The organism is Solobacterium moorei (assembly GCF_036323475.1).
Taxonomy (GTDB): Bacteria; Bacillota_I; Bacilli_A; order Erysipelotrichales; family Erysipelotrichaceae; genus Bulleidia; species Bulleidia moorei.
Map to the genome: position 1 here is coordinate 759967 of NZ_AP028934.1, position 26293 is coordinate 786259.

At 39.5% G+C, this 26293-nt stretch carries 20 protein-coding genes, 1 tRNA gene and 3 rRNA genes; 21 read left to right on the forward strand and 3 right to left on the reverse strand.

All coding sequences use genetic code 11. From position 1 onward, the window contains the following. A complete protein-coding gene (locus RGT18_RS03660; protein WP_245580916.1) occupies window positions 1–816 on the forward strand; it encodes an AAC(3) family N-acetyltransferase in 816 nt (271 codons plus the stop codon). Here the strand turns inward: RGT18_RS03660 and RGT18_RS03665 are convergent. After that, window positions 813–1268: a GAF domain-containing protein gene (locus RGT18_RS03665; RefSeq protein WP_051240947.1), complete on the reverse strand. Its 456-nt coding sequence runs from the start codon at window positions 1266–1268 to the stop codon at window positions 813–815. The genes RGT18_RS03660 and RGT18_RS03665 overlap by 4 nt on opposite strands. Before the next feature lie 187 nt (window positions 1269–1455). Between RGT18_RS03665 and mgtE the strand changes: the two genes are divergently transcribed. The 12 genes from mgtE (at window position 1456) to RGT18_RS03725 (ending at window position 15171) form a co-directional block, all read left to right on the forward strand. Beyond that, window positions 1456–2787 (forward strand): magnesium transporter, encoded by a 1332-nt coding sequence (gene mgtE, locus RGT18_RS03670; protein ID WP_028077974.1) that lies wholly within the window; start codon window positions 1456–1458, stop codon window positions 2785–2787. A 145-nt stretch (window positions 2788–2932) separates the two neighbouring features. Further along, window positions 2933–3481 carry a DUF402 domain-containing protein gene (locus RGT18_RS03675; RefSeq protein ID WP_028077973.1) on the forward strand — a complete coding sequence of 183 codons (549 nt, stop codon included), beginning with the start codon at window positions 2933–2935 and terminating at the stop codon, window positions 3479–3481. Window positions 3482–3692: 211 nt separating this feature from the next. Beyond that, window positions 3693–5217 (forward strand): 16S ribosomal RNA (locus RGT18_RS03680). 230 nt (window positions 5218–5447) lie between these two features. After that, a 23S ribosomal RNA gene (locus tag RGT18_RS03685) occupies window positions 5448–8348 on the forward strand. An 89-nt stretch (window positions 8349–8437) separates the two neighbouring features. Then, window positions 8438–8542, forward strand: a 5S ribosomal RNA gene (gene rrf, locus RGT18_RS03690). The 16S, 23S and 5S rRNA genes sit together here, the layout of an rRNA operon. A gap of 108 nt (window positions 8543–8650) precedes the next feature. Further along, window positions 8651–9103, forward strand: coding sequence for a tRNA (adenosine(37)-N6)-threonylcarbamoyltransferase complex ATPase subunit type 1 TsaE (gene tsaE, locus RGT18_RS03695; protein ID WP_006525065.1), 453 nt, complete (start codon window positions 8651–8653; stop codon window positions 9101–9103). Beyond that, window positions 9100–9696: a tRNA (adenosine(37)-N6)-threonylcarbamoyltransferase complex dimerization subunit type 1 TsaB gene (gene tsaB / locus RGT18_RS03700; protein ID WP_028078366.1), complete on the forward strand. Its 597-nt coding sequence runs from the start codon at window positions 9100–9102 to the stop codon at window positions 9694–9696. Before tsaE ends, tsaB begins: the two co-directional genes overlap by 4 nt. An 11-nt stretch (window positions 9697–9707) precedes the next feature. Next, window positions 9708–10139, forward strand: a complete 432-nt coding sequence (gene rimI / locus RGT18_RS03705) for a ribosomal protein S18-alanine N-acetyltransferase (RefSeq protein WP_338175243.1) — start codon at window positions 9708–9710, stop codon at window positions 10137–10139. Next, complete coding sequence (tsaD, locus tag RGT18_RS03710; protein WP_028078364.1) at window positions 10140–11150, forward strand: tRNA (adenosine(37)-N6)-threonylcarbamoyltransferase complex transferase subunit TsaD; 1011 nt, start codon at window positions 10140–10142, stop codon at window positions 11148–11150. It abuts the gene before it with no gap. A gap of 51 nt (window positions 11151–11201) precedes the next feature. After that, window positions 11202–11822, forward strand: a complete 621-nt coding sequence (locus RGT18_RS03715) for a redox-sensing transcriptional repressor Rex (protein WP_028078363.1) — start codon at window positions 11202–11204, stop codon at window positions 11820–11822. Window positions 11823–11852: 30 nt separating this feature from the next. Then, entirely contained in the window at window positions 11853–13241 is a 1389-nt protein-coding gene (gene asnS / locus RGT18_RS03720) for an asparagine--tRNA ligase (protein ID WP_006525070.1), read from the forward strand. A gap of 64 nt (window positions 13242–13305) precedes the next feature. Continuing rightward, window positions 13306–15171, forward strand: a complete 1866-nt coding sequence (locus RGT18_RS03725) for an ABC-F family ATP-binding cassette domain-containing protein (RefSeq protein ID WP_028078362.1) — start codon at window positions 13306–13308, stop codon at window positions 15169–15171. A 32-nt stretch (window positions 15172–15203) separates the two neighbouring features. On the opposite strand, the gene RGT18_RS03730 is transcribed toward RGT18_RS03725, so the two are convergent. Further along, a tRNA-Ser gene (locus RGT18_RS03730) sits at window positions 15204–15292 on the reverse strand. Window positions 15293–15517: 225 nt separating this feature from the next. Here RGT18_RS03730 and RGT18_RS03735 point away from each other — a divergent pair. The 5 genes from RGT18_RS03735 to RGT18_RS03755 all read left to right on the forward strand — a co-directional run bounded on the left by RGT18_RS03735 (window position 15518) and on the right by RGT18_RS03755 (window position 22216). Further along, the gene (locus tag RGT18_RS03735) at window positions 15518–17500 is read left to right on the forward strand and encodes a peptide ABC transporter substrate-binding protein (RefSeq protein WP_028078361.1); all 1983 of its coding nucleotides are present in this window, start codon (window positions 15518–15520) and stop codon (window positions 17498–17500) included. A 256-nt stretch (window positions 17501–17756) separates the two neighbouring features. Then, window positions 17757–19235 (forward strand): ABC transporter permease, encoded by a 1479-nt coding sequence (locus RGT18_RS03740; protein WP_028078360.1) that lies wholly within the window; start codon window positions 17757–17759, stop codon window positions 19233–19235. Beyond that, the gene (gene oppC, locus RGT18_RS03745) at window positions 19235–20161 is read left to right on the forward strand and encodes an oligopeptide ABC transporter permease OppC (protein ID WP_028078359.1); all 927 of its coding nucleotides are present in this window, start codon (window positions 19235–19237) and stop codon (window positions 20159–20161) included. Before RGT18_RS03740 ends, oppC begins: the two co-directional genes overlap by 1 nt. Window positions 20162–20172: 11 nt before the next feature. Further along, window positions 20173–21285, forward strand: coding sequence for an ABC transporter ATP-binding protein (locus RGT18_RS03750; protein WP_051241011.1), 1113 nt, complete (start codon window positions 20173–20175; stop codon window positions 21283–21285). Beyond that, window positions 21278–22216, forward strand: coding sequence for an ATP-binding cassette domain-containing protein (locus RGT18_RS03755; RefSeq protein WP_006525076.1), 939 nt, complete (start codon window positions 21278–21280; stop codon window positions 22214–22216). The genes RGT18_RS03750 and RGT18_RS03755 overlap by 8 nt, the downstream gene beginning before the upstream one ends. Window positions 22217–22508: 292 nt before the next feature. On the opposite strand, the gene RGT18_RS03760 is transcribed toward RGT18_RS03755, so the two are convergent. Continuing rightward, a complete protein-coding gene (locus tag RGT18_RS03760) occupies window positions 22509–23681 on the reverse strand; it encodes an IS110 family RNA-guided transposase (RefSeq protein WP_338175247.1) in 1173 nt (390 codons plus the stop codon). A gap of 297 nt (window positions 23682–23978) precedes the next feature. On the opposite strand from RGT18_RS03760, the gene RGT18_RS03765 reads away from it, so the two are divergent. The 3 genes from RGT18_RS03765 to RGT18_RS03775 are packed head-to-tail and all read left to right on the forward strand — an operon-like array spanning window position 23979 to window position 26272. Next, window positions 23979–24296: a glutaredoxin domain-containing protein gene (locus tag RGT18_RS03765; RefSeq protein WP_028078561.1), complete on the forward strand. Its 318-nt coding sequence runs from the start codon at window positions 23979–23981 to the stop codon at window positions 24294–24296. Between the two features lie 57 nt (window positions 24297–24353). Next, window positions 24354–25865, forward strand: coding sequence for a Y-family DNA polymerase (locus RGT18_RS03770; protein WP_028078560.1), 1512 nt, complete (start codon window positions 24354–24356; stop codon window positions 25863–25865). Next, window positions 25862–26272: a hypothetical protein gene (locus tag RGT18_RS03775; protein ID WP_028078559.1), complete on the forward strand. Its 411-nt coding sequence runs from the start codon at window positions 25862–25864 to the stop codon at window positions 26270–26272. The genes RGT18_RS03770 and RGT18_RS03775 overlap by 4 nt, the downstream gene beginning before the upstream one ends. Window positions 26273–26293 lie beyond the last annotated feature (21 nt).

The window sequence follows — 26293 nt, forward strand, 5'->3', positions numbered from 1 at the left end:
ATGACAGAGATGAAACAGACAGTTTCTGATCCGGTGACAAAAGAGAGTTTTATCCAAGCACTGAAAAGTCTTGGTATTACTGGCAATCAGATTTTGGAAGTACATACACAGATGTCTAGTTTCGGATATGTAATTGGTGGTGCTCGAACAATCGTAGATGGTTTGATGGAGTTGTGCGAAAATGGCGGGACGATTCTCATGCCAGCACAAGCAGTTGATAACAGCGAACCGAGTGATTGGGAATATCCAGCGGTTGCACCGACGCTTTACAAAGAAATTCGTGAAGCGATCCCAGCTCACGATACAAGGACAAGTGATGTACATTACATGGGATCAGTTGTTGAAAACTTTAGACTAAGAGATGGTGTGATTACTTCCTCACATCCAACCTTCTCTTATTCTGCATGGGGTAGATATGCAAGATTGTTATGCAATCATCAATCGATGCATTTCCCACTGGCAGATGAATCTCCAACCGCAAGACTCTATGAATTAAAAGGATATGTACTTTTAATTGGCTGTGATTTTGATTCGGCAACATGCATGCATCTAGCTGAGTACCGCTCTGATTGTCGACCAATCGGCATTCAAGGTGCAAAGGTCAAGACCGCAGAAGGTGATGTGTGGAGAAAATATCTTGATTTACAGTTAGATAGTGATATCTTCCTGAAAGTTGGACAAATGATGCGAAAGAAAAACATGGTTAGAGAAACCATGTTAGGTGGTTGCAAGATTACGCTTTTCTCGGCTGCAAATGCAATTGATGAAGCCATGCGTTATTTTGATAAGACCATGGTGTACGATTTATATCGTTAAATCCAATGATGCTGTAGGTATGCTTGTGCGATGTCATAAGCAGCCTGCAGCATTTCATTTTCTTCCTCTTGACCAAAGCGACTAGTAATTGGAGAATCAATATCAATTTCACCAACGCACTTTCCATTTACAATGATAGGCACACAAAGTTCACTGCGACTATCGCAATCACAAGCAATATGTCCTGAAAAGGCTAGTACGTTATCAATGCGCTGTACACTTTTATCACGGTAACATTTCCCGCAGACGCCTTTATCAAAAGGAATCCTTGTGCAGGCAGGTTTTCCCTGAAAAGGGCCAAGAACGAGTTGGTTATCCTTTACAAAATAGAATCCAACCCAGTTAATATTTTTGTAACTCATTTGAATGCACGCACTGACATTGGAAAGTGCGGCAATCTTATCGCTTTCTTCTAAAAAAGTGCAAATTTGTTTATTTAATATCGTTTTCATGGAAAAATCATAGCATAGGGTTGATTAAAATAAACACAGAATTATAATGAAACCAGAGGGAGGCTATATCTATGGATGATATATCTGGTGAGTGTAACACGGATGTAAAAATAAATAAATGATATAGCCATAAAGGTTCTTTTTTATGATGGCTGTATCAGCCAATCATGAGGGAGGATTTTTTATTATGGACAAGGACTTAGTTTTAGAGTGGATTAAAAGCAACAATTTAAAAGAATTACATGAATATTTAAAGAAACAGAATGTCGTTGATATTGCGGAGTTTCTCCACGAGTTGGATGATAGTACACTAGCAATCTTCTTTAGAATTCTAGAAAAAGAAGAAGCGGCGAATGTTTTCTCCTATTTAGATAACGAAGAACGCAATCGTTTGATCAAGACCTTTAATAATGCTGAAATTGTAAACGTGATTAACGAACTATACTCTGATGACGCGATTGATTTTCTATCTGATATGCCAGCAAATCTGGTAACACAGCTGTTAGATAAAGTTGATGATGGTGTTCGCAAAGATATTAATCATTTATTAAAGTATAAGGATGATACTGCAGGAAGTATCATGACGGTTGAATTTATTGAGTTTACAAAAGAGATGACAGTTGCAGACGCACTAGCAAAAATCAAGCGCGTTGGTATTGATAGTGAGACGGTGTATACCTGTTATGTAGTAGAAAACCGTAAACTAATTGGTATCGTCAGTGCAAAGAGTTTGATGTTAAGTGACTCTGATGTGCCTATCAAGGACATCATGAAGACAGAATTCATCTATGCATATACAAGTGATGACAAAGAAGACATCGCTAAAAAGATGAAGAAGTATGACTTGATTGCCTTACCTGTATTAGATGTAGAAAACTGCATTGTTGGTATCGTAACATTCGACGATGCGATTGACGTCTTGACAGAAGAAACAACAGAAGACATGCAGAAGATGGCTGCAATTGTTGCGAATGATAAGCCATACCTAACAACATCTGTGTGGGAACATGCACGTAGCAGAATAGTTTGGCTATTAATCTTAATGTTTTCAGCAACATTGACAGGGAGTATTATCTCCAACTATGAACATGCCTTTGAGGTGATGCCAGTACTTGTATCCTTTATTCCTATGCTGATGGATACAGGTGGAAACTGTGGATCACAGAGTTCAACTTTGATTATCCGTGGTTTAGCGATTGATGAAATTAAGTTCAGCGATTTCTTCAAGGTTGTATTCAAGGAATTTAGGATCTCTATTGTTGTGGGTATAGTGCTAGGTTTAGCAAATGGTATCAGAATTGTTGTGCTAAATCATGACGTATATCTAGCAATTGTTGTTTCGGTTTCAATTGTTGTTACAGTCATGATTTCTAAATTTGTTGGATGTGTGCTACCAATTATTGCAAAGAGATTGAAGATGGACCCAGCAATTATGGCTGCACCATTAATCACAACGATCGTAGATACGCTAGCAATTATGGTGTACTTCTCAATCGCATCACAAATTTTCAATTTATAAGAGGAATTTTGGACCTTCATCATGAAGGTCTTTTTGCTAGATGTACATATAAAGAGGGATACAAAGAGGAATGTGATAATCGAATAACGCGCTTGCGAAATATGAAATCAGTTGTAGAATGAATAACAGACGACAGGAGATTTTCATGTATCCAACAGTAGGTTCATCAGTACATATTCAAAGTTTTAAACACGATGGAAGCTTGCATCGCACATGGTGTAAGGGTTTTGTTCTTGAGGCAGATGAGGATAGAATTGTAGCGGTTACTGACCATGCGTGGGTGATTGAAGCGGATAATCGTAAGTGGCTTACGCGTGAGCCGGCTGTATGTTTTTTCTATAGAAAGAAATGGTACAATGTCATCTCTATGATTCGTCACAGTGGCATCTACTATTACTGTAACTTGGCATCTCCAACAATTTATGATGGTGAAGCAATCAAGAATATTGATTATGATTTAGATGTAAAGCTCTATCCAGATCGCACTTATCAAGTTCTTGATGAAAACGAATATTTTGAACATGCGAAAAAAATGAATTATTCAGAGGATGTTATGGATATCGTTGAAGCACAATTGGATAAGTTAATTACAGATATGGAAGAGGAGAAAGAACCGTTTAATAAAGAGTGTATTGACAAGTACTATCAGCTTTATTTAAAGATGAGTTCACATCAGAATATTGAGAAAGAATAAGGTTTGAATTAGGTTTGGCAAACTTTCCAAATTTTTCTCAAAAAAAGTCATAAAAGTAATTGACAGAGGGATAGATACTTGGTATATTAATACAGCACTCTTCGGAAGGAGAGGAGCAGAGATCTTTGAAAACTGAACAGGAATAAGACACAAAAACAACGTCAAGCAAAAGGATACGAAGGAAAAGACTTCGTAAAATAAAAGAGTCAATCAAATGAAGAGTTTGATCCTGGCTCAGGATGAACGCTGGCGGCGTGCCTAATACATGCAAGTCGAACGCTGGAGATCTAGCTTGCTAGATCGAAGGAGTGGCGAACGGGTGAGTAATACATAAGCAACCTACCCACGAAGACTGGGATAATCTCTGGAAACGGGGACTAATACCGGATAGGTAATCGGAAGGCATCTTCTGGTTATTAAAGGTTAAAAACACTGGTGGATGGGCTTATGGCGCATTAGTTAGTTGGTGAGGTAACGGCCCACCAAGACGATGATGCGTAGCCGGCCTGAGAGGGTGAACGGCCACATTGGGACTGAGACACGGCCCAGACTCCTACGGGAGGCAGCAGTAGGGAATTTTCGGCAATGGGGGCAACCCTGACCGAGCAACGCCGCGTGAGTGAAGACGGCCTTCGGGTTGTAAAGCTCTGTTGTAAGGGAAGAACGGTAGATAGAGAATATCTAAGTGACGGTACCTTACCAGAAAGCCACGGCTAACTACGTGCCAGCAGCCGCGGTAATACGTAGGTGGCGAGCGTTATCCGGAATTATTGGGCGTAAAGGGTGCGTAGGCGGCCTGTTAAGTAAGTGGTTAAATTGTTGGGCTCAACCCAATCCAGCCACTTAAACTGGCAGGCTAGAGTATTGGAGAGGCAAGTGGAATTCCATGTGTAGCGGTAAAATGCGTAGATATATGGAGGAACACCAGTGGCGAAGGCGGCTTGCTAGCCAAAGACTGACGCTCATGCACGAAAGCGTGGGGAGCAAATAGGATTAGATACCCTAGTAGTCCACGCCGTAAACGATGAATACTAAGTATTGGGGAAACTCAGTGCTGCAGCTAACGCAATAAGTATTCCGCCTGTGGAGTATGCACGCAAGTGTGAAACATAAAGGAATTGACGGGGGCCCGCACAAGCGGTGGAGTATGTGGTTTAATTCGACGCAACGCGAAGAACCTTACCAGGCCTTGACATCCCTTGCAAAGCTGTAGAGATACAGTAGAGGTTATCAAGGAGACAGGTGGTGCATGGTTGTCGTCAGCTCGTGTCGTGAGATGTTGGGTTAAGTCCCGCAACGAGCGCAACCCTTGCCTTCAGTTACCAGCATTTAGTTGGGGACTCTGGAGGGACTGCCGGTGATAAACCGGAGGAAGGTGGGGATGACGTCAAATCATCATGCCCCTTATGGCCTGGGCTACACACGTACTACAATGGCTGTTACAACGTGCAGCGACCTAGCGATAGGAAGCGAATCACTAAAAGACAGTCTCAGTTCGGATTGAAGTCTGCAACTCGACTTCATGAAGCTGGAATCGCTAGTAATCGCGGATCAGAATGCCGCGGTGAATACGTTCTCGGGCCTTGTACACACCGCCCGTCATACCATGAGAGCTGGTAATACCCGAAGCCGGTGGCCTAACCGCAAGGAAGGAGCCGTCGAAGGTAGGACTAGTGATTGGGGTCAAGTCGTAACAAGGTATCCCTACGAGAACGTGGGGATGGATCACCTCCTTTCTAAGGAGAAAGATGTGAAGTAACAAGTTGTTGAAGAAGTTTTATTACCTGTTTAGTTTTGAGAGATCTCGCAAGAGGTAGCTCAGAAGGAAGTAGCTGTTCTTTGAAAACTGAATAACAGAAGAAGACAATAGATAGGTCTTTTTCGAAAAGTTGTGATAACAAGATTAACTAAGAAAGTCTAAAACGAAATAGTTAACAGTTCTCGTAAAGCATAAACGTATATAAGTGATTAAATTAGTAAGAGCGTACGGTGGATGTCTTGGCATATAGAGCAGAAGAAGGACGCAGATAACGGCGAAACGCCTCGGGGAGTCGTACACAGGCAACGATCCGGGGGTATCCGAATGGGGAAACCCGATAAAGTTGAAAAGCTTTATCATCCTTAAGCCAATACATAACTTAAGAGAAGGCAACCCAGGGAATTGAAACATCTTAGTACCTGGAGGAGAAGAAAATAAGAATGATTCCGAGAGTAGTGGCGAGCGAAATCGGAGCAGCCCAAACCAGCAAAGAGCTGGGGTAGTAGGACCACGACAAGTGATTGAAAAGAGATAGTCGAATGGCATTGAAAGGTCAGCCACAGAAGGTGCAAGCCCTGTAGGCGAAATCTCGATTCACGCGAGTGGGATCCTGAGTACGTCGGAGCACGTGAAACTCTGACGGAAGCGACCGGGACCATCCGGTAAGGCTAAATACTCCTATATGACCGATAGTGAACCAGTACCATGAGGGAAAGATGAAAAGAACCGCGGGAGTGGAGTGAAATAGATCCTGAAACCGTATGCTTACAAAAAGTCAGAGCACATTAAGGTGTGATGGCGTGCCTTTTGTAGAATGAACCGGCGAGTTATCTTTGCATGCGAGGTTAAGCAGACAATGCGGAGCCGTAGCGAAAGCGAATCTTAATAGGGTGGCAAGTATGTAGAGATAGACCCGAAGCCGTAGTGATCTAGTCATGAGCAGGTTGAAGGCTGGGTGAATCCAGCTGGAGGACCGAACCGACCCCCGTTGAAAAGTTGGCGGATGACTTGTGATTAGCGGAGAAATTCCAATCGAACACGGCGATAGCTGGTTCTCCCCGAAATAGCTTTAGGGCTAGCGTTGAACGAATCTACCCGGAGGTAGAGCACTGAAATCATGCGGGCGGCATCTCGCCGTACCAAATGATATCAAACTCCGAATGCCGGGCAAGAATATTCAGCAGTCAGACTGTGGGTGATAAGGTCCATGGTCAAAAGGGAAACAGCCCAGATCATCAGATAAGGTCCCAAAATTTACGCTAAGTGGAAAAGGATGTGGAGACGCGCAAACAGCTAGGAGGTTGGCTCAGAAGCAGCCATCCTTCAAAGAGTGCGTAACAGCTCACTAGTCGAGTATCTCTGCGCCGAAAATTAACCGGGGCTAAGCGTAATACCGAATCTATGGATTTATACTTAGGTATAAGTGGTAGGGGAGCGTTCCATACAGCATTGAAGGTATACCGTAAGGAGTGCTGGAGCGTATGGAAGTGAGAATGCCGGTGTGAGTAGCGAGATGTGGGTGAGAATCCCACACACCGAAAAACCAAGGTTTCCAGGGGAAGGTTCGTCCGCCCTGGGTAAGTCGGGACCTAAGGCCAGGCCGAAAGGCGTAGTCGATGGATAGCAGGTTGATATTCCTGCACCCGCGAGTAAAGTGATGGAGTGACAGATAGGGTTAACCAGAGTCCTAAATGGATTGGGCAAGGCAAGCAGGAGAGTGGCGTAGGCAAATCCGCGTCGGATACTCAAAGGCTTGACTCAAGCGAACGCGCGAGCAAGTAGTGAAGAAGGTGATACCAGGTCTCGAGAAAAGCTTCTAGCGATAATTTACTAGCGGCCCGTACCAAAACCGACACAGGTGGTTGAGGCGAGTAGCCTAAGGTGAGCGAGAGAACTGTTGCCAAGGAACTCGGCAAATTGACCCCGTACGTTAGCAATAAGGGGTGCTCGAAAGAGCCGCAGTGAATAGGCCCTAGCAACTGTTTAACTAAAACATAGCTCTCTGCGAAGTCGCAAGACGAAGTATAGGGGGTGACACCTGCCCGGTGCTGGAAGGTCAAGGGGATTTGTCAGACGCAAGTCAAAGCATTGAACCGAAGCCCCAGTGAACGGCGGCCGTAACTATAACGGTCCTAAGGTAGCGAAATTCCTTGTCAGGTAAGTTCTGACCCGCACGAAAGGTGTAATGATTTGGGCACTGTCTCGGCAGCAGACTCGGTGAAATCTTAGTACCTGTGAAGATGCAGGTTACCCGCAACTAGACGGAAAGACCCCATGGAGCTTTACTGTAGTCTGCTATTGAGTTTCGGTTAAGTATGCACAGGATAGGTGGGAGACGATGAGACTGGTCTTTCGGGATCAGAGGAGTCACTGTTGGGATACCACTCTTACTTAATTGAAATTCTAACTCTAAGCCGTGATCCGGCTAGAGGACCGTGGCAGATGGGCAGTTTGACTGGGGCGGTCGCCTCCCAAAGAGTAACGGAGGCGCACAAAGGTACTCTCAGAATGGTTGGAAATCATTCAACGAGCGCAAACGCAGAAGAGTGCTTGACTGCGAGACAAACAAGTCGAGCAGGGACGAAAGTCGGTGTTAGTGATCCGGCGGTGCAGAATGGAATGGCCGTCGCTTAACGGATAAAAGCTACCCTGGGGATAACAGGCTGATCTCGCCCAAGAGTTCACATCGACGGCGAGGTTTGGCACCTCGATGTCGGCTCATCGCATCCTGGAGGTGAATTCGCTTCCAAGGGTTGGGCTGTCCGCCCATTAAAGCGGTACGCGAGCTGGGTTCAGAACGTCGTGAGACAGTTCGGTCCCTATCTGTTGTGGGCGTTGGAAATTTGAGGAGAGCTGCCCCTAGTACGAGAGGACCAGGGTGGACGTTCCTACGGTGCACCAGTTGTCACGCCAGTGGCATAGCTGGATAGCTGAGAACGGACCGGATAAACGCTGAAGGCATCTAAGCGTGAAACCGACTCCAAGATTAGATTTCCCATCATTTCAAATGAATAAGACCCCTTGAAGACGACGAGGTTGATAGGTCAGAGATGTAAGTGTAGCGATACATTCAGTTGACTGATACTAATAGGTCGAAGATTTATTCACGAGAGAACGCACACACGACTGTTTGAAAAAGACGAAGTCAGAAACTGTTATTTAGTTTTCAGGGAACAGAAGACCTGAAAGAAGAAAGATCCGGTGATGATGGCGCAGTGGCCACACCTGTATCCATCCCGAACACAGAAGTTAAGCACTGTAGCGGCGAAAATAGCGCAAGCAAATCTAGCACGTTGCCGGGTCATCGAGAGCATGGTTCTCCATCGCTCTCCCTTTTTTTATGTAAAGTTAGTGCTGACTTATAGCGCTTTTTATAAATCGTATTATAATAATTTGGTGAGGTTTTCTATATGAAAGATTTAAGATTAATAACGAAATCAGCTGATGAAACAAGAGAGCTTGGTTCTAAGATAGGTAAGCATAGTGAAGCAGGTATGGTTATCTTATTAGATGGCGACTTAGGGGCTGGTAAGACTTGTTTGACACAAGGAATTGCAAAGGGATTAGATATTAATCGTAGTGTTACTAGTCCAACATTTACAATTCAAAAAATTTATTATGGTCGACTGTTGCTAAATCATATTGATGCGTATCGTTTAGAGGGTGTTCATCAGGATCTAGGCTTTGATGAATATTTGAATGATGAAGGGCTAACGGTTATTGAATGGTCACAGTTTAGTCCAGATTTAGTTCCTGAGGAGCATTTAAAGATTTCAATTCAATTATTGGAGAATGGAGATCGTGAATTTACTTTTTATGCGATTGGAAAGCAGTATGAAGATTTATTGGGGGTTCTAGCATGATTACTTTATGTATGGATACAAGTCATATCTATTTATCACTTGCGTTAATTCATGATGATGAAATTGTTGGTGAGGTACAGGAAGAGTGCTGGAAACATCAATCTGAGGAGATTTTTCCTAAGCTGGAAGAGATGTTATCAAGGCTATCACTAAAGAGCGATGATATTGATCAGATTGTCATTACAAAGGGTCCTGGTAGTTACACGGGTGTTCGTATTGCAATGACGATTGCAAAAGTATTCTGTTCCATGACAAATAAGCCACTATATACACTTCCTACAATGTTGTTGTATGCAGGCATGGAAGATTGCCGTGTTGTATTGGATGCACGTGGTAAACGTGTATATACATGTGCATATAAAAATGGTAAGGCAGTCGAGGAAGAAAGAGTTGAATACATCGCTGATCTTGAAAATACAGTACTTGATGAAAAGATTATCGGTGATGGTCAATTATTTGGAAAAGAAACTTACTATCCAAATATGGCAAAGAACTTCTTATTATTAAAGAATGAGTGGCAGAAAGCAGAGAATGTGCATTTGGTTGTGCCAGAATATTTAAAGTCATCGAATGCATATAACATTCATAAATAATGATTCGAAAGATGATAGAAGCAGATCTTGCGCAAGTTGCAGATCTTGAAAATATTTGTTTTCCAAAAGGGGGATGGACTTTAGAGCAGTTCCGCTATGAACTTTTGGAAAATCCTTTCTCCAACTTATTGGTATTTGAAGAAAATCAAATGATCATTGGGTACATTGATTGGTGGATTACCTATGAACAAGCACAGCTTGCGAATATTGCGGTTGATCCTTCTAGTCAGAAACAAGGTATTGGACAACAATTATTGAATGAGGCTCTTCGGGACGCAATTGAAGAAGAGTGTGAAAATATGACATTGGAAGTACGTATCTCAAATGAGCGTGCAATTCAATTCTATGAAAAAAATGGGTTTATTACGGTAAATACTCGCAAGAATTATTATGATGATGGCGAGCATGCATATCTAATGATTAAACCCTTAGGAGGTTTGTAAATGACATTGATTTTAGCATTAGAATCAAGCTGTGATGAAACAGCGTGTGCGATAATTAAAGATGGTAAAGAGATTTTATCCAATATTGTATCATCACAGATAAATGTTCATACACAATATGGTGGTGTTGTGCCAGAAGTAGCTAGCCGTATCCACGTTGAAAATATCTCAACAGTTATCGATGAAGCGTTAAAGAAAGCCAATCTAACAATGGATGATATTGATGCGATTGCGTATACACAAGGACCAGGGCTGATTGGTTCTTTACATGTTGGCGTACAAGCGGCTAAGACAATTGCTTGGACATTCCATAAGCCACTCATCCCGATTAACCATATGACAGGCCATATCTGGGCAAATAGCTTTGTGGCAGATTTAAAGTTTCCATTACTAGCGTTAGTGATTTCTGGGGGACACACACAGCTTGTATATATGGAAAATGATTGGGACTATAAAGTCATCGGTACAACAAAGGATGATGCGATTGGAGAAGCGTATGATAAGGTATCACGCGTATTAGGTACAGGTTATCCTGGTGGCCCAGTCATCGACCGTATGGCAAAAGAGGGCAAGGAACATTATAAGCTTCCAACCCCCAAGATCGATGGTGTATATGACTTTAGTTTCTCAGGCTTGAAGACTGCTGTATTGCAGTTAATTCAACGTGAAGAAAAAGCAGGTAATGAGATTATCAAAGAAGACGTAGCATATGCCTTCCAGGAAACTGCACTAGGACAACTGACAGGAAAGACATTACAGGCAATAGAGGATTTAAAGCCAACGATGCTAGTGCTGGCAGGTGGTGTAGCGGCAAATTCAAGATTAAGACAGTTAATGACTGAGAAGATGCAAGCATACCCAAATACACAACTCGTGATTCCACCAATGTATTGCTGCACAGATAATGCGGCGATGATTGGGGCAGTTGGTTATGTTGCGTATAAACATGGATTATTTGGAGATCTTGCTGCAGCAGCTGATCCAGGACTCATGATGCCGGGTGAAGAATAAAATTTAGCAATTTTTTCACAAATGGTGTTAAAATAGAGAACGGTGATAAATATGAGCGAAAAGAAAGTACCAAAGGCAACATTGCAACGATATCCTGTCTACTTAAAAGCATTGCGTAAACTACATGCGGATGGGATAAACAGAATTATGTCTAGGGAGTTGGCTGACTATGTATCAATCGAGTCAACAACGATTCGTCGTGACTTTAGTTTTTTAGGAAACCTTGGTAAGCAGGGTTATGGTTATAACGTTGAAGATTTAATCAGTATTTTCTCCAATCAGCTTGGAGTAAACTTCGATGAAAAGATTATTCTTGTTGGTGCTGGTAACCTTGGGAAAGCGTTATTAAATTACAATCACTGGAACCATATTGTTGGTGAAATCGTATGTGCATTCGATTTGCACCCAGAGAATGTAAAGAAGGCATCAGTACCTGTATATGGTATGGATGAGATAGCTGAAAAGATGCCAGAAGGCTGCCGTATCGCTATTTTGTGTATCTCACAAGATGTACAGAAGACAGTAGATTTATTGGTTGCACACGGCATTCATGGATTTGTAAGTTTTGCGATGGAACATTTTTCAGTTCCATCAGGAGTGTATGTACGACATGTGGATGTCGTATCCAGTATTCAGGAATTGGTATTTGAAACCAATGCAATGAATAATTAATGCAAAAATAAGAATGGAGATTGAATAAGTATGCCTACAGAAATGAGTATCCGCGAACTATATCAGTTGGCGAAAGATGGAACAACACTAGAACTAGACCAGTTAGATTTTATCCAACTACAGGGATGGGTTCGTACAAACCGTGCTGGTAAGAATGTGTCTTTTATTGCCTTAAATGATGGAACATTCTTTAAGAATGCACAGATTGTGTATTCTTCTGATACTCTTTCCAATTACGCTGAAGCTGCGAAGTATTTAACAGGTACAGCAATTTCTGTTGTTGGTAAATTTATATTAACACCAGAAGCTTCTCAGCCATTTGAAATTCAGGCAACTGAAATCAATTTAGAAGGTGAATGTGATAGCACATATCCTTTACAGAAGAAGAGACATACATTTGAATACTTGCGTGAAATTGGTCATTTAAGACCACGTACAAATACTTTCTCTGCTGTATTTAGAGTACGTTCTGTGCTAGCAATGGCAATTCACCAATTTTTCCAGGATCAAGGCTTTGTATATGTACATACACCAATCATCACAGGTGCTGATGCGGAAGGTGCAGGCGAAACATTTACAGTGACAACACGTGAAGATGGAAACTACGAAGAAGACTTCTTCGGCAAGCATGCGTCGCTAACAGTATCTGGCCAGTTACAGGCTGAAGCGTACGCAATGGCATTTAGAGATATCTATACATTTGGACCAACATTCCGTGCAGAGAACTCTAATACAACAACACACGCAGCTGAATTCTGGATGATTGAACCAGAAATGGCATTTGCAGATTTAGATTACAGTATGGATGTTATTGAGGATATGTTGAAGTACTGCATTAACTATGTTATGGAAATGTGTCCAGAAGAACTTGCATTCTTCAATGAAAGAATTGATACATCTTTATTAGAACGGCTTGAACATGTAAGAACTTCAAACTTCAAGCGTTTGCCATACACAGAAGCAATCGAAATCTTAAAGAATGCGGATGTGAAGTTTGAAAACAACAACATTCACTGGGGTATGGATTTAAACACAGAGCATGAACGTTACATTACAGAAAAGGTTGTTAAAGGACCAACATTCTTAATCGACTACCCAGAAGAAATCAAGGCATTCTATATGCGTCGTAATGACGATGGCAAGACAGTTGCGGCATGTGATCTATTAGTACCAGGTGTTGGTGAACTGGTTGGAGGAAGCCAGCGTGAAGAAAGACTTGATATTCTTGAAAAGAAGATGGAAAGTCTTGGTATGAATGTAGAAGGTTACCAGTGGTATCTTGACTTACGTAGGTATGGTGGTTGCCAACACGCAGGGTTTGGTTTAGGATTTGAACGCTTAGTAATGTATATTACGGGTATGGAAAATATTCGTGACGTTGTTCCTTTCGCAAGAACACCACGAAACTTAAATTTCTAAATGAAATAATGATATGGGAGTGGTAATGCAAACGGCTGCCACTTCCATTTTTATGGAGGTAACGATGTTATATCAAGTTAGTAAAGCCTCAAAATATTATGGCGTCGATACAATCTTTGAAGATGTTAATTTTGAGATTAAAGGTACAGAGAAGATTGCCCTCGTTGGCAGAAATGGTTGTGGTAAAACAACATTTTTGCGTTGCATGTGTGGGGAAGAACAATTTGATAAAGGTACCATCTCACAACAGAATAATACGGTGATAGGCTACTTATCACAGAAGGTATTACCACATGATGAAAGAACTGTTGAGGAAGAACTACGCCTTATTTATGAACCGGTATTTGTGATGCAAACAAGAATGCATGAATTAGAAAAGCAAATGGAAATAGATGCTAGTGAAAAGGTCCTTGCGCAATACGCTAGTGTTCAAGAACAGTTTGAAGCGATGAATGGATATCATTGGGAATCGGAGATGAAAACAGTTTTTACGCGTTTTGGCTTTCCAGTTGAAGACCTTCAAAAGAAAATTGGAGAATTCTCTGGTGGACAAAAGACACGTATTGCATTCGTAAAACTACTATTATCAAAACCAGATGTCTTATTGTTGGATGAACCTACAAACCATTTGGATATTGATGCGATTGAGTGGTTGGAAGGCTATGTAAAGAATTATCCAAAGGCTGTAGTAATTGTGTCGCATGACCGTATGTTCTTAGATCATACAGTGGACGTTGTATATAATATGGAATATGGAAAGATGAAACGCTATTCAGGAAACTATTCCAACTATGTAATTCAACGTGAAAATGATATCGAGCGCCAACAATCCGCGTACGCAAGACAGCAGAAAGATATTCAGCGTTTAGAGGCGTTAATTGAGAAGTTTCGTTATAAAAAGAATAAGGCGGCTTTTGCGCAATCTAAAATCAAATACTTGGAGCGTATGGATCGTATTGAAGTTGACCAAACAGATGACAAGACATTTCACGCTAAGTTTACACCTCGTGTAAAGGGTGGTGAGAAAGTATTGGAAGTTGAAAATCTTGCGATTGGATATGACCATGTTCTTACGACAATTTCAATGAAGATGCGTCGTGGAGATAGAATTGCAATCATTGGTCCAAATGGTACAGGGAAATCGACGTTTGTAAAGACACTGATGAATATTGTTCCTGCTTTATCTGGCAGTTTCTTATTTGGTCATCAAATCGAACAAGGATATTTTGATCAGCAGCTTGCACAATTCTCTTCCGGTAAAACAGTTTTAGAAGAAGTATGGGATGAATATCCAGATTTAGATCGAACAGCTGTTCGTAGTGTATTAGGACAGTTTCTATTCTCTGCAGATGATGTATTCAAAACAGTTGATGTCTTATCAGGTGGAGAGAAGGTACGTCTATCTTTTGTAAAACTATTATTACAGCATGCTAACATGTTAATACTAGATGAACCAACAAACCACTTAGACATCCCGGGCAAGGAAGCTCTGGAATTATCCTTAAAGGGATTTACCGGCTCAATATTATTTGTTTCGCATGATCGTTACTTTATTCAACAGATGGCAACGGGTCTATTGATTCTAAGTAATGATGGTTGTAAGTTTGTGAATCAAACCTATGACGAGTATATGAATCAAGAACCTGTACAAATGACTGAAGTGAAACAAACAAGTAGTGAACCGAATTCAAAAAAGGAAGTGAAGAGAGCACTATCACCAGAAGCACGTCGTCGTGAGATTGCGAAACTTGAGCGGTTGATTACAGAAAAAGAAGTAGAGTTAGAAGAAATGCGTGAGCTTCGCTTTGAACCAGAATATTATCAAGATTATCAAAAGATGAATGATCTCGACCAAGATATCGATGATATTCATAATGAGTTAGCACATCTAGAAGAAAGATGGGCATCATTGTTAGAAGAAGTATCATAATAAAAAGCCTGTAATTGCACAGGCTTTTTATATGGCGGAGAAGAAGGGATTTGAACCCCCGCACGCTTTCACGTCTAGCGGTTTTCGAAACCGCCCCCTTCAGCCTCTTGGGTACTTCTCCGATGCTGAACAATTATATCATAGAAAGGATGAAAATCGAAGGAAGTGAAAGACAAGCAAAGAATTTAGAGGATACATATTTTTGAAAATATTTTCATAAAAGAAAAAAATATCAGGAAATATTTTCAAAAACGTTTACAAACTATTGACATCATTTTAGGATTTGCGTAATATTACTGGTATATTAAGAGAGGGAGTTCTCTTAACTTAGGAGGAAGAGGAATTTATGAAAAAAGCACTATTGGGTTCTCTTGCCGCTTTTTTAGCTCTTGCAGGTTGCAATGGCAAAGGTGGACAGACAACTGCATCACAATCTGAAGACTTTAGAGGCGTCTATTCTTTAGATATGCAGAGCTTAGACTACATAGTTTCCAACAAGGCAGTTGATAATGAAAATACAGCAAACTTTGTTGACGGCTTATTAGAAAATGATAAGTACGGTAACTATGTGCCTGCGCTTGCAGAATCTTATGAATCTAATGATGACAAGACAGAATGGACATTTAAGATTCGCAAGGGTGTCAAATGGGTAACAAATGAAGGCGAAGAATATGCTGAATTAAAGGCACAGGACTTCGTAACTGGTCTTCAACACGCAGCGGATTTTAAGTCTGCTACAGCATACTTAGTAGAAGATCTCATTAAGAACTTCTCTGAATATGAAGCAGGTGAAGTAACATTTGATAAGGTTGGTGTAGAAGCTGTTGATGATTATACATTGAAGTATACACTTGAAAAGCCAGCATCTTATTTCTACTCTCTAACAACATATGGTATTTTATTCCCAATTAATGAGGACTTCTTAAATTCAAAGGGTTCCGGATGTAAGTTAGGTTCCCCAGATTTAAATGCATGTGATTTCGGTATAGTTGATCCATCATCTATTCTTTACAATGGTGGTTACGTCTTAACAAACAATACAGCTAAGTCTATCATTGAATTCACAAAGAACCAGAACTACTGGGATGCAGAACACGTATATATCAATAAGGTAACTTATACATATGATGACGGTTCTGATGACCACTCTATCATGAATGGTTTTGAAGCTGGTACATATACAGCAGCTTCTATCCGTGGTACATGGTCAACTGATGAATTCAATAAGTACATGGAGAAGTATAAGGATAACGTTTATATTCCTATGACAGACGGTGGTACATTTGCGTTGTCATTTAACTATAACCGTCGTTCATTCAATAACACAAACAAGACAACAGATGCCGAAAAAGAAAACACACATAAGGCTATCTTAAATAAGAACTTCCGTCTTGCTTTACAGGCTGCATTCAATAGAGTAACTTATTTGAAGCAAAGAGTTGGTGACGAATCAGCTGCTAAGGCTTCATTACGTAATGAATTAGTACCTACAACTTTTGTTCAAATCAAGGGTGAAGATTATGGTAAGACAGTTGCTAAACTTGTTACAGAACAGACAGATGTATTTGGCAGTTCATTAGACCTATCAGAAGGACAGGATCCATACTACAACCCAGATAAGGCAAAGGAATTACTTGCTAAGGCTGTATCTGAAGCTGGATTAACACTACCTGTTTCTCTTGACCTAGTAACGCTATCAACGATGTCCTTTGCAGTTAACCAAGCTAACTCATTGAAGAAGTCTGTTGAAGAGGCTACAAATGGACAGATTTTAATCAATGTTATGCCAGTTGACAAGGACACATACTATGCTTCAACATACCTTGTTAATAGTGGCAACGAATCCGACTGGGATATCTCTACGGGAGTAGGTTGGAACCCAGACTACTTAGATCCAAGAAGTTACTTAAATATCTACAGTCCAGTAAATGGTGACCAGTTAAACGCAACTGGTTTAAATGGAACAGCTGATACAAACAATTTCCAAGATTCCGATAAGGCTGCAATGGAAGCTGTTGGATTATTCGATTATCAGAAGTTATTAGAAGAAGCTGATGCAATTACTGATGACTTAGATGCTCGTTACGCAGCATATGCTAAGGCAGATGCTTGGATTGTTGAAAATGCATTCGCTATTAGCGTACAGTGCACAGCAGTAGCAAACACAGTTACAAGAAGAGTTCCTTTCGAAGGACCATACTCAATTGCTGGTCTAGGTGGTAATAAGTTCAAGTTAATGCGTATCCAAAAGGATATCGTTACAAGCAAGGACTACTATGCAGCTAAGGAAGCTTGGTTAGCAGAACGCGCTAAGTCCGCTAATAAATAAATTCTAGACTCTTTACAGAATAAAGGTTCACAAACAAATCAAAAGGCAGATATCATTAATGATTCTGTCTTTTCTTTCGCCAATAATTAGTTATATGGATACAGTGTATAGAGTATTTTTATGCATATGAATAAATATTCATATTATCTGAAAATGAAAATTAATATGAAATTATTTATGAAAAAAATTATATTTTAGTGAAATACGTAGTCTTATATGGTATTATAACTACTATGAAAAGGTAGGGGTGAGTTATATGAAGCGTTACATTTTAGGCCGTATAATCAGATCGTTCTTCTCGATTTTTGCGGTTGTTACAATCGCACTGGTTTTGGTCTATACGCTGACGCCGCGCGACAATATCTTTACAACTGATACAACTTACCAAAAGTTGAAGAGTGCGGATGATAAAATCAAATACAAATACAATACCTGGGAGAGCCTAGGTTATCTACGTTTTGAGGAACAAAAGGACTTATGTGCAAACACAAGTGATTATGATGCATGTATGGTTACTGGTTCTGATTTATTGAAAGAACAGGTTAAGAAGTATGAGTCAGATGGATATACAATTCAAACATATTCAGATGGTAAATACTATGCCTATAAAGATTACTCTGTTCCTGAACTTGTTATCAACTGGTTTGGTAAGCTAATTGAAGTAGATCATCCATGGAGAATGTATGATGGTCATAATGAAAATATGGAAAGAAAAGTCTATATTGAAAATGACTACAATGGTTTACCTGCAATTAAGTGCGCAGGTTGTGAACATAAGTATCTTGTATATATGGATGGAAGCTTCCCATTTATTCATCAGAATATCGTTGGGTTGAATTTTGGTATTTCTTATCCAACTTTTAGTGGTGTAGATGTAACTGCGGTTATCACACAGACACAGGGTAATGCAAAGAGTCAGGAAGTGACTTTCGAAACTGGAAAGACATCTTCTTCGGCAGTAAATTTGCATTCATGTACATATAAATATTCTGAACTATTAGATAACATTGATAAGGGCAAGTTCAATGACAACTATGCAAACTGTTCATCTAACTTACAAGATCCATCAATGATAACCACATCAGCCATTCAAGGTTTAATCGCCTTATTGATTACTTATCTATTTGGTATTCCAGCTGGTATGGTTATGGCTGCTAATAAGGGTAAGTGGCAAGATAAGCTTGGTACAGTTTACATCAATATTATGAGTGCTGTTCCATCACTTGCATTTATCTATTTCGTTAGATCAATTGGTATGCAACTTGGTTTACCTGACAAATTCCCAGTATATGGTGCACATGATGTACGTTCATATATCATGCCTATCTTAATTCTTGGTTTATTGAGTACAGGTGGACAAATGTTATGGATCAGACGTTACATGGTTGACCAATCGAGTTCTGACTATGTTAAGTTTGCACGTGCTAAGGGTCTTTCCAATAGTGAAATTTTCCGTACACATATTTTACGTAATGCAATTATTCCATTCGTAAATGGTTTCCCATCAGCAGTTATTCTTACAATTTCTGGTGCAGTTATCACAGAAACTGTATTTGCGATTCCTGGTATGGGTAAGATGTTGCCGGATAGTATTAAGGCATACAATAATCCAATGGTTATTGGTCTAACATTTATTTTCACTGCTGTTTCTATTTTTGCCTTGTTATTAGGTGACTTACTCGTTACAGTTGTTGATCCTCGTATTCAGTTACAGGCAAAAGGAGATTCGAGATAATGTCAGAAATCAGAGATGAAAGATTTACTTTTGTTGCATTAGACGACTTTGCATCAGAAAGACTGAATAGTCCTAAATATTCTTATTGGAAGAGTGTATTTAGAAAGTTCTTTAGTAGTAAGATTGCTATTTTCTTCTTAGTATTAACGCTATTAACTTTATTCTTGTCTTATATTTTACCGTTTATTAGTGGATATGATCCAACTGTTCAAACACATATCAATGACTTCTCACGTCGCTTTGTTTCGCCAAACCTCCAATTCTGGTTTGGTACAAACCAAGTAGGTGATTCACTCTTTGATGTAGTTTGGGCAGGTGCTAGAACTTCATTAAGTCTTGCGATTATCGCTACATTTATTACAAATGTAATTGGCGTTATCGTAGGTGCATTCTGGGGTTATTCGCGTAAGATGGATGTTATCATGATTGAAGTTTACAACATCATTGCGAACGTTCCATTTACATTGGTAGTTATTATCTTGTCCTATGTATTAGGACCTGGATTCTGGCAGTTGGTATTCTGCTTATGTATTACTTCTTGGTTGGGTATGGCCTATAGCATCCGTATTCAGGTTATGATGATTCGTGACCGTGAATATAACTTAGCTTCAAGATGCTTAGGTACACCTACATCTAAGATTATTCAACATAACGTATTACCATTTATGATTCCAATTATCGTAACATCTATTTCTAGAGATGTTCCAAGCTTTATTTCCTATGAGGTATTCTTGTCTTACTTAGGAATTGGCTTAACTGAAAAAGAAGTTTCTTTGGGTAGACTTATTTCAAGTAACTCAGCGTACATGACTTCTGCTCCATACTTATTTTGGATCCCAGTAGCTGTAGCGGCAGTTATCTCAATTTCACTCTATATCGTCGGGCAGACTTTGGCAGATGCTTCTGATCCAAAGACACATATGTAAAGGAGGGTATCATGGCAGAAGAAACATTAGCTAAAAATCTAGATATCACCTTTGATAATACCGACAAAGAGGCAGTATTATCTGCTCGTGATATTATTGTTGAATTTACAGTTCGTGACCGTGTTTTAACTGCGATTCGTAACGTTTCATTAGATCTTTACGATGGTGAAACTCTCGCAATCGTAGGTGAATCTGGCTCTGGTAAATCTGTATTTACAAAGACATTTACAGGTATGTTAGAGAAGAATGGTAATATCCCACAGGGTAAGATCATTTTTGAAGGAAGAAACCTATTAGAAAATACTTCCGATAAAGACTGGGAAGAAATTCGTGGTAAGAAGATTGCGACAATCTTCCAGGACCCAATGACTTCCTTAAACCCAATTCGTACGATTGGTTCACAGATTACTGAGGTTATTGTAAAACATCAAGGTGTTGATCTGATTGAAGCTCGTAAGATTGCGGTTGATTTAATGAAGCGTGTAGGTATCAACAACGCAGAGAATCGTTTTGATGAATATCCATTCATGTATTCTGGTGGTATGCGTCAGCGTATCGTTATTGCGATAGCATTAGCTTGCCGTCCACGCATCTTGATTTGTGATGAGCCAACAACTGCGTTAGATGTTACGATTCAGGCACAGATTATCAAGTTGATTAAAGACTTGCAGGAAGAATATCACTTTACAACTGTTTATATTACACATGACCTTGGTGTCGTTGCGAATGTTGCAGATAAGGTTGCGGTTATGTATGCAGGTCAGATTGTTGAATATGGAACAGTAGAAGAAGTATTCTATGATCCTAAGCATCCATACACATGGGCATTATTAAGTTCAATGCCTCAGTTAGGTATTAAGGGTCAAGACTTATATGCAATCACAGGTACTCCACCAAGTTTATTTGAGCAGGTGGTAGGTGACGCATTTGCGCCACGTAATCCTTATGCGATGAAGATTGACTTTGAGGAAGAACCTCCAATGTTTGCGGTAAGTAATACACATCTAGCGAAGACATGGTTATTAGACCCACGTGCGCCAAAGGTTGAAAAGCCTGCAGTAATTCATGACTTGCATGAAAGATTATTGAAGACATTAGGTGAAGGAGGCACATATCATGGATAACAACGAAAAAGAAGTACTAGTTGAAGTCAAAAATCTTGAAGTAACTTTCACCAATGGTAAGAATAAATTTGTTGCAGTACATGATGCGAACTTCCAAGTATACAGAGGAGAAACGTTCTCCCTTGTAGGTGAATCTGGTTCTGGTAAGACAACAATTGCGCGTGCAATTAACCGTATTAATCCAATTAGTAATGGTGAAGTCTTATTTGAAGGAAAGCGTATTTCTGGAAAGATTTCTCGTGAACTTGATAAGGAAGTTATTCGTAAGATTCAGATGGTCTTCCAGGATCCAGCTGCCTCTTTAAATGAACGTGCTACAGTCGATTATATCGTTTCTGAAGGTCTTGTTAACTTTAAGTTATATAAGGATGAAGCAGATCGTTATGAACAGGTTGTTTCAGCGTTAAATGAAGTAGGTCTTCTTGAAGAACATATGTCACGTTACCCACATGAGTTCTCAGGTGGACAGCGTCAACGTATTGGTATTGCTAGAGCGATTATCATGAAGCCTGATTTATTGATTGCAGATGAGCCTATTTCAGCGCTTGACGTATCGATCCGTGCTCAGGTATTAAACTTATTAAAGAGATTACAGAGAGAACGTGGACTAACATGTATCTTTATTGCACATGACTTGTCGGTTGTACGCTTTATCTCTGATCGTATTGCGGTTATTCACTTAGGGAGAATTGTGGAGCTTGCAGAAACAAACGAATTGTTCCTCAATCCATTACACCCATACACACAGTCATTATTAGGAGCAGTTCCTATTCCTGACCCACAGATTGAAAAGGCTAAGGTTGTTAAACCATATTCATTGGATAGTCATCATTATGATGAAGATAAACCAGCATTCCATGAAATTAAGCCTGGACACTTTGTATGGGCAAATAATGCTGAGTTAAATGAATATCGCAAGAAAATGAAGTAAAAATGCTTTCTAAAAACGAATGAGTATTTACGCTTGTAATGAAAATTCGTTTTTTTTATTGGATCGGATATAGTCACCTTTTTAAATCATTGTTTTTGGTAGTAAGAATGTTATGCGTTACAATAAATAAGTAGACAACTATATGTAAATCAAGAGTAAAGTGATGAAAAAGTTTGAAAATAGATAACTTGATAAATATACGTGTCGATAGTTCTTTGAAAAGTGAATTGTGTACAATAAAAACAACTATCTTTACATAGTTTGGCTTTCAACTGGAATTATGGGATTAAGACTATTTCAATTTTTCAGGATTGAATCTTTCACCTGTGGAAAGTATCTTGTATATAACGCGTAAGAGTTTACGTATACAGTGACCTTGTGCACAGCGGTAACTCTTACCCTGTGAAATCTTCTTTTGATAGAATGCTTGGAATATAGGGTTGAAGCGTATGACAACATCAATGATTTGATATAGTGTCTTGCGCAAGTATTTTGACCCTTTCTTTTCTAACCGCGTATGTGTCATACTATAGGTGCCGGATTCATAAACGCATGGGTTTACACCGGCGAACTTGATGAGTTTCTTTTCGCTAGAGAAATAAGTAATGTCACCAAGTTCGGAGATGATCGACATAGCTGAAAAGTGGGAAATTCCAGATATGTCCAAGATAGGAGAGTTTAGTTGATGACTGAATTCTTCTATTTTTTTATCGATTTCACCTAATATTGAAGTTAATCTTCTGATAAGAGAAATCAAAAATGGAATATCCATTTCAATCGCAAGGTTGTGTTGACCGATAGATTCCTTAGCAGCTTTCTTAAGTTGTTCTGCAGAGATTGATACGGAACGACCTACGCCAACATTTTTCAGGGTATTCCGTAACAGACGAATATCGGTATTGGCGATTGTATGAGCACTATGGTAGGTATCTAGTATCTCGAGATAGGTTTTTGAATATTTGGTGTTGAGAAGAGAATTGAATTCTGGAAAGACAATATCAATTGATTTCTGTAACTGACACTTATAGCGGTTGATTTCTTCCGTATGTGTATGGTGCATACGTGTCAGTTGACGTACCGTAGCGTAATCAATAGATTGTGCATGTTGGTCTCTGTAGAAATTAGGATTCATCATCGTGTTGGCAATGACGAAACAATCGATTCTATCGTTTTTGACTTTGTTGGAAGCCTTACGGATATGAGATGTAACGATGGGGTTTAACATAACGACCTTATACTGTTTTTCCAATAAGAAGTTGCGAAGATTGTCTCCGTAATGTCCCGTATCTTCCATACCAACGAGGTGTTTCTTTTTAAGGAATGGTTTGATATTTTTCAATAAGGATTGGAAGCCGATGATATCATTAGTGAAATCAAAGGATTCTACAAGGACGGTGCCATACGTGTCTATGACACAAGCGGTGTGTTTGAATTTAGCTATATCAATACCAATAAAGTAACGCATAAAAATATATCCTTTCTGTAAAATATGAATATGTATTCCACTTGCAAAGTATCCGCATAGATCCTGGTAAAAGATAAGAGTTCAAAGACCCATACAACTGATCTCGATTCTGAATATTAAGAAGTGGCAAGATTCTAAAAAATGAAGTCAAAGCTTCAAGGAGGTTGTCAAAGTACACATTCACGATTTCAATTCTATCAAAAACAGTCCTGACGGATACGAGGTCAGGTAGAAAGAAAACGTATATTCAATTTAGTCAGCTATATGAGTCAAATTGAATATACCAGGAGGTTTATTATGTTAAAAGTTTTTGGTAGTCCACATTGTCCAGATTGTGTTGCATGTAAAGCAATATTGGAGAAGAACCACATTCCTTTTGAATATATAGATATTACAGGATCTATCCGTGCATTAAAGCAATTCTTAGCTTTACGTGATTATTCTGACGCGTATGATGAAGCGAAAAAAGAGGGATATATCGGTATTCCAACACTTGTTCTAGAAGATGGTACGATTCGTTTTGATTATGAAGAGTGGCTAAAGGAAGAAAGAATTTCAAGGACAGAAGTAGTGAAATCTGGACAATCATGTAATATTGATGGAGTTGGATGTTAAGGCAAGTCATAACTTGTCTTTTTATTACGCTATAATATTATCTACAGAGATGAATTTATGAGTGAAAGAAGAACATACATTGCAATTGATTTAAAGTCATTCTACGCATCTGTAGAGTGTCAGGATCGAAATTTAAATCCGCTTACAACAAATCTAGTAGTGGCTGATACCTCACGTACCAATAAGACAATCTGTCTTGCGGTATCACCATCACTAAAACAACTAGGGATATCTGGTAGACCCAGACTTTTTGAGGTGGAACATAAGATTACAGAAATCAATCGTGAACGTCAAAGTAAGCTACAAGGGAAACGATTTATAAAAGAGGAATGGAATCGGGATATCTTAGAACGGCATCCTGAATATAAACTTACATATATCGTCGCTCAACCTCGTATGGCAAAATATCTTGAATACAGTGCAAATATTTATAATATTTACTTACGTTATATCGCCGCGGAAGATATCCATGTATATTCGATTGATGAAGTGATGATGGATGTGACAGGATATTTACGTACGTATCATAAGACAGCAGAGGAACTAGCGAGAATGATGTTATCGGCTGTCTATGAAGAGACAGGAATTACCGCAACTGCTGGTATTGGGACAAATCTATATCTTGCGAAAGTCGCGATGGATATTATCGCAAAACATCTTCCAGCAGATAAATATGGTGTGCGGATTGGTGAGCTGGATGAAATCAAATATCGAAAACTCTTATGGGATCATCAACCATTAACAGACTTCTGGCGTGTTGGTAGAGGCTATGCACGCAAGCTTGCCCAACACGGTATGTATACGATGGGTGATATCGCAAGATGCTCGATTGGCAAGGATGGCGATTATTTAAATGAAGAATTGTTGTATAAACTATTTGGCGTAAACGCAGAATTACTTATCGATCATGCATGGGGATGTGAATCTTGTACCATGCATGCAATTAAACATTATCAACCAAGTAATCATAGTTTTAGTTCAGGACAAGTCTTAATGTCTGGATATACTTTTTCTAAAGCAAAACTGGTCGCAAAAGAAATGACAGAACAATTGATTCTGGATTTAGTTGCGAAAAAGATGACTGCCAACCAAGTTTGTTTATATATAAGTTATGATGTGGAAAGTCTAAAGAATCATGAACTATCAATGGATATTCAAACAGCACTAGACTGGTATGGTAGAAAGGTTCCAAAACCAACAAATGGTACTGTGAATTTATCACATCATACATCATTTTCTAAAGAGATTATGGAAGCTGTAGAACGGCTATTTGATAAAATCGTAGATGCGAGATTATTGGTGCGTAAGATAACAATCGCATTTACGAGTATTATCAGTGAAGACACCGCAAAGAAGCGTACAGAAGCGACGCAATTAGATCTATTCGCACCACCAACAGAGGATGTGGATATAATGAAGGTAGATGAAAAGAAGGACCATCAACTGCAACAAGCAATTCTATCTATCAAGCGTAAATACGGGAAGAATAAACTATTAAAGGGTAGGGATTTAGAAGAAGGTGCTACTGCTGTAGAACGAAATAATCAGATTGGAGGTCACAAAGCATGAATGAAAAGTACGAAGATATGCTTTACCTAGAAGCTCCAGTATCTAAGGTACATCGTAAAATGTCTATTTCAGAAAGAGCAGTTCAGTTCATGCCGTTTGCAGCACTAACAGGCTATGAAGATTTAATTCGTGAATCCTCAAGAATAACGCAACGACGCATTGAGCTATCTGAAACAGAAATAGAGGAATTAAAACATAAACTTGAAATTTTACATGAACATGAAAAAGAAAAACCTATGATTAAAGTCATGCATTTCTTGCAGGATTTAAAAAAGAGTGGTGGCAGTTATCAAACGGTTGAGAAACAATTACATCGCATTGATGATATTGAGAAAAAGATTATTTTCAAAGATCGTACCACAATACAGTTTGATGATATTATCTCGATTGAACATGAAGGGTTTTAGATTGGCATAAAGTTGGCACAG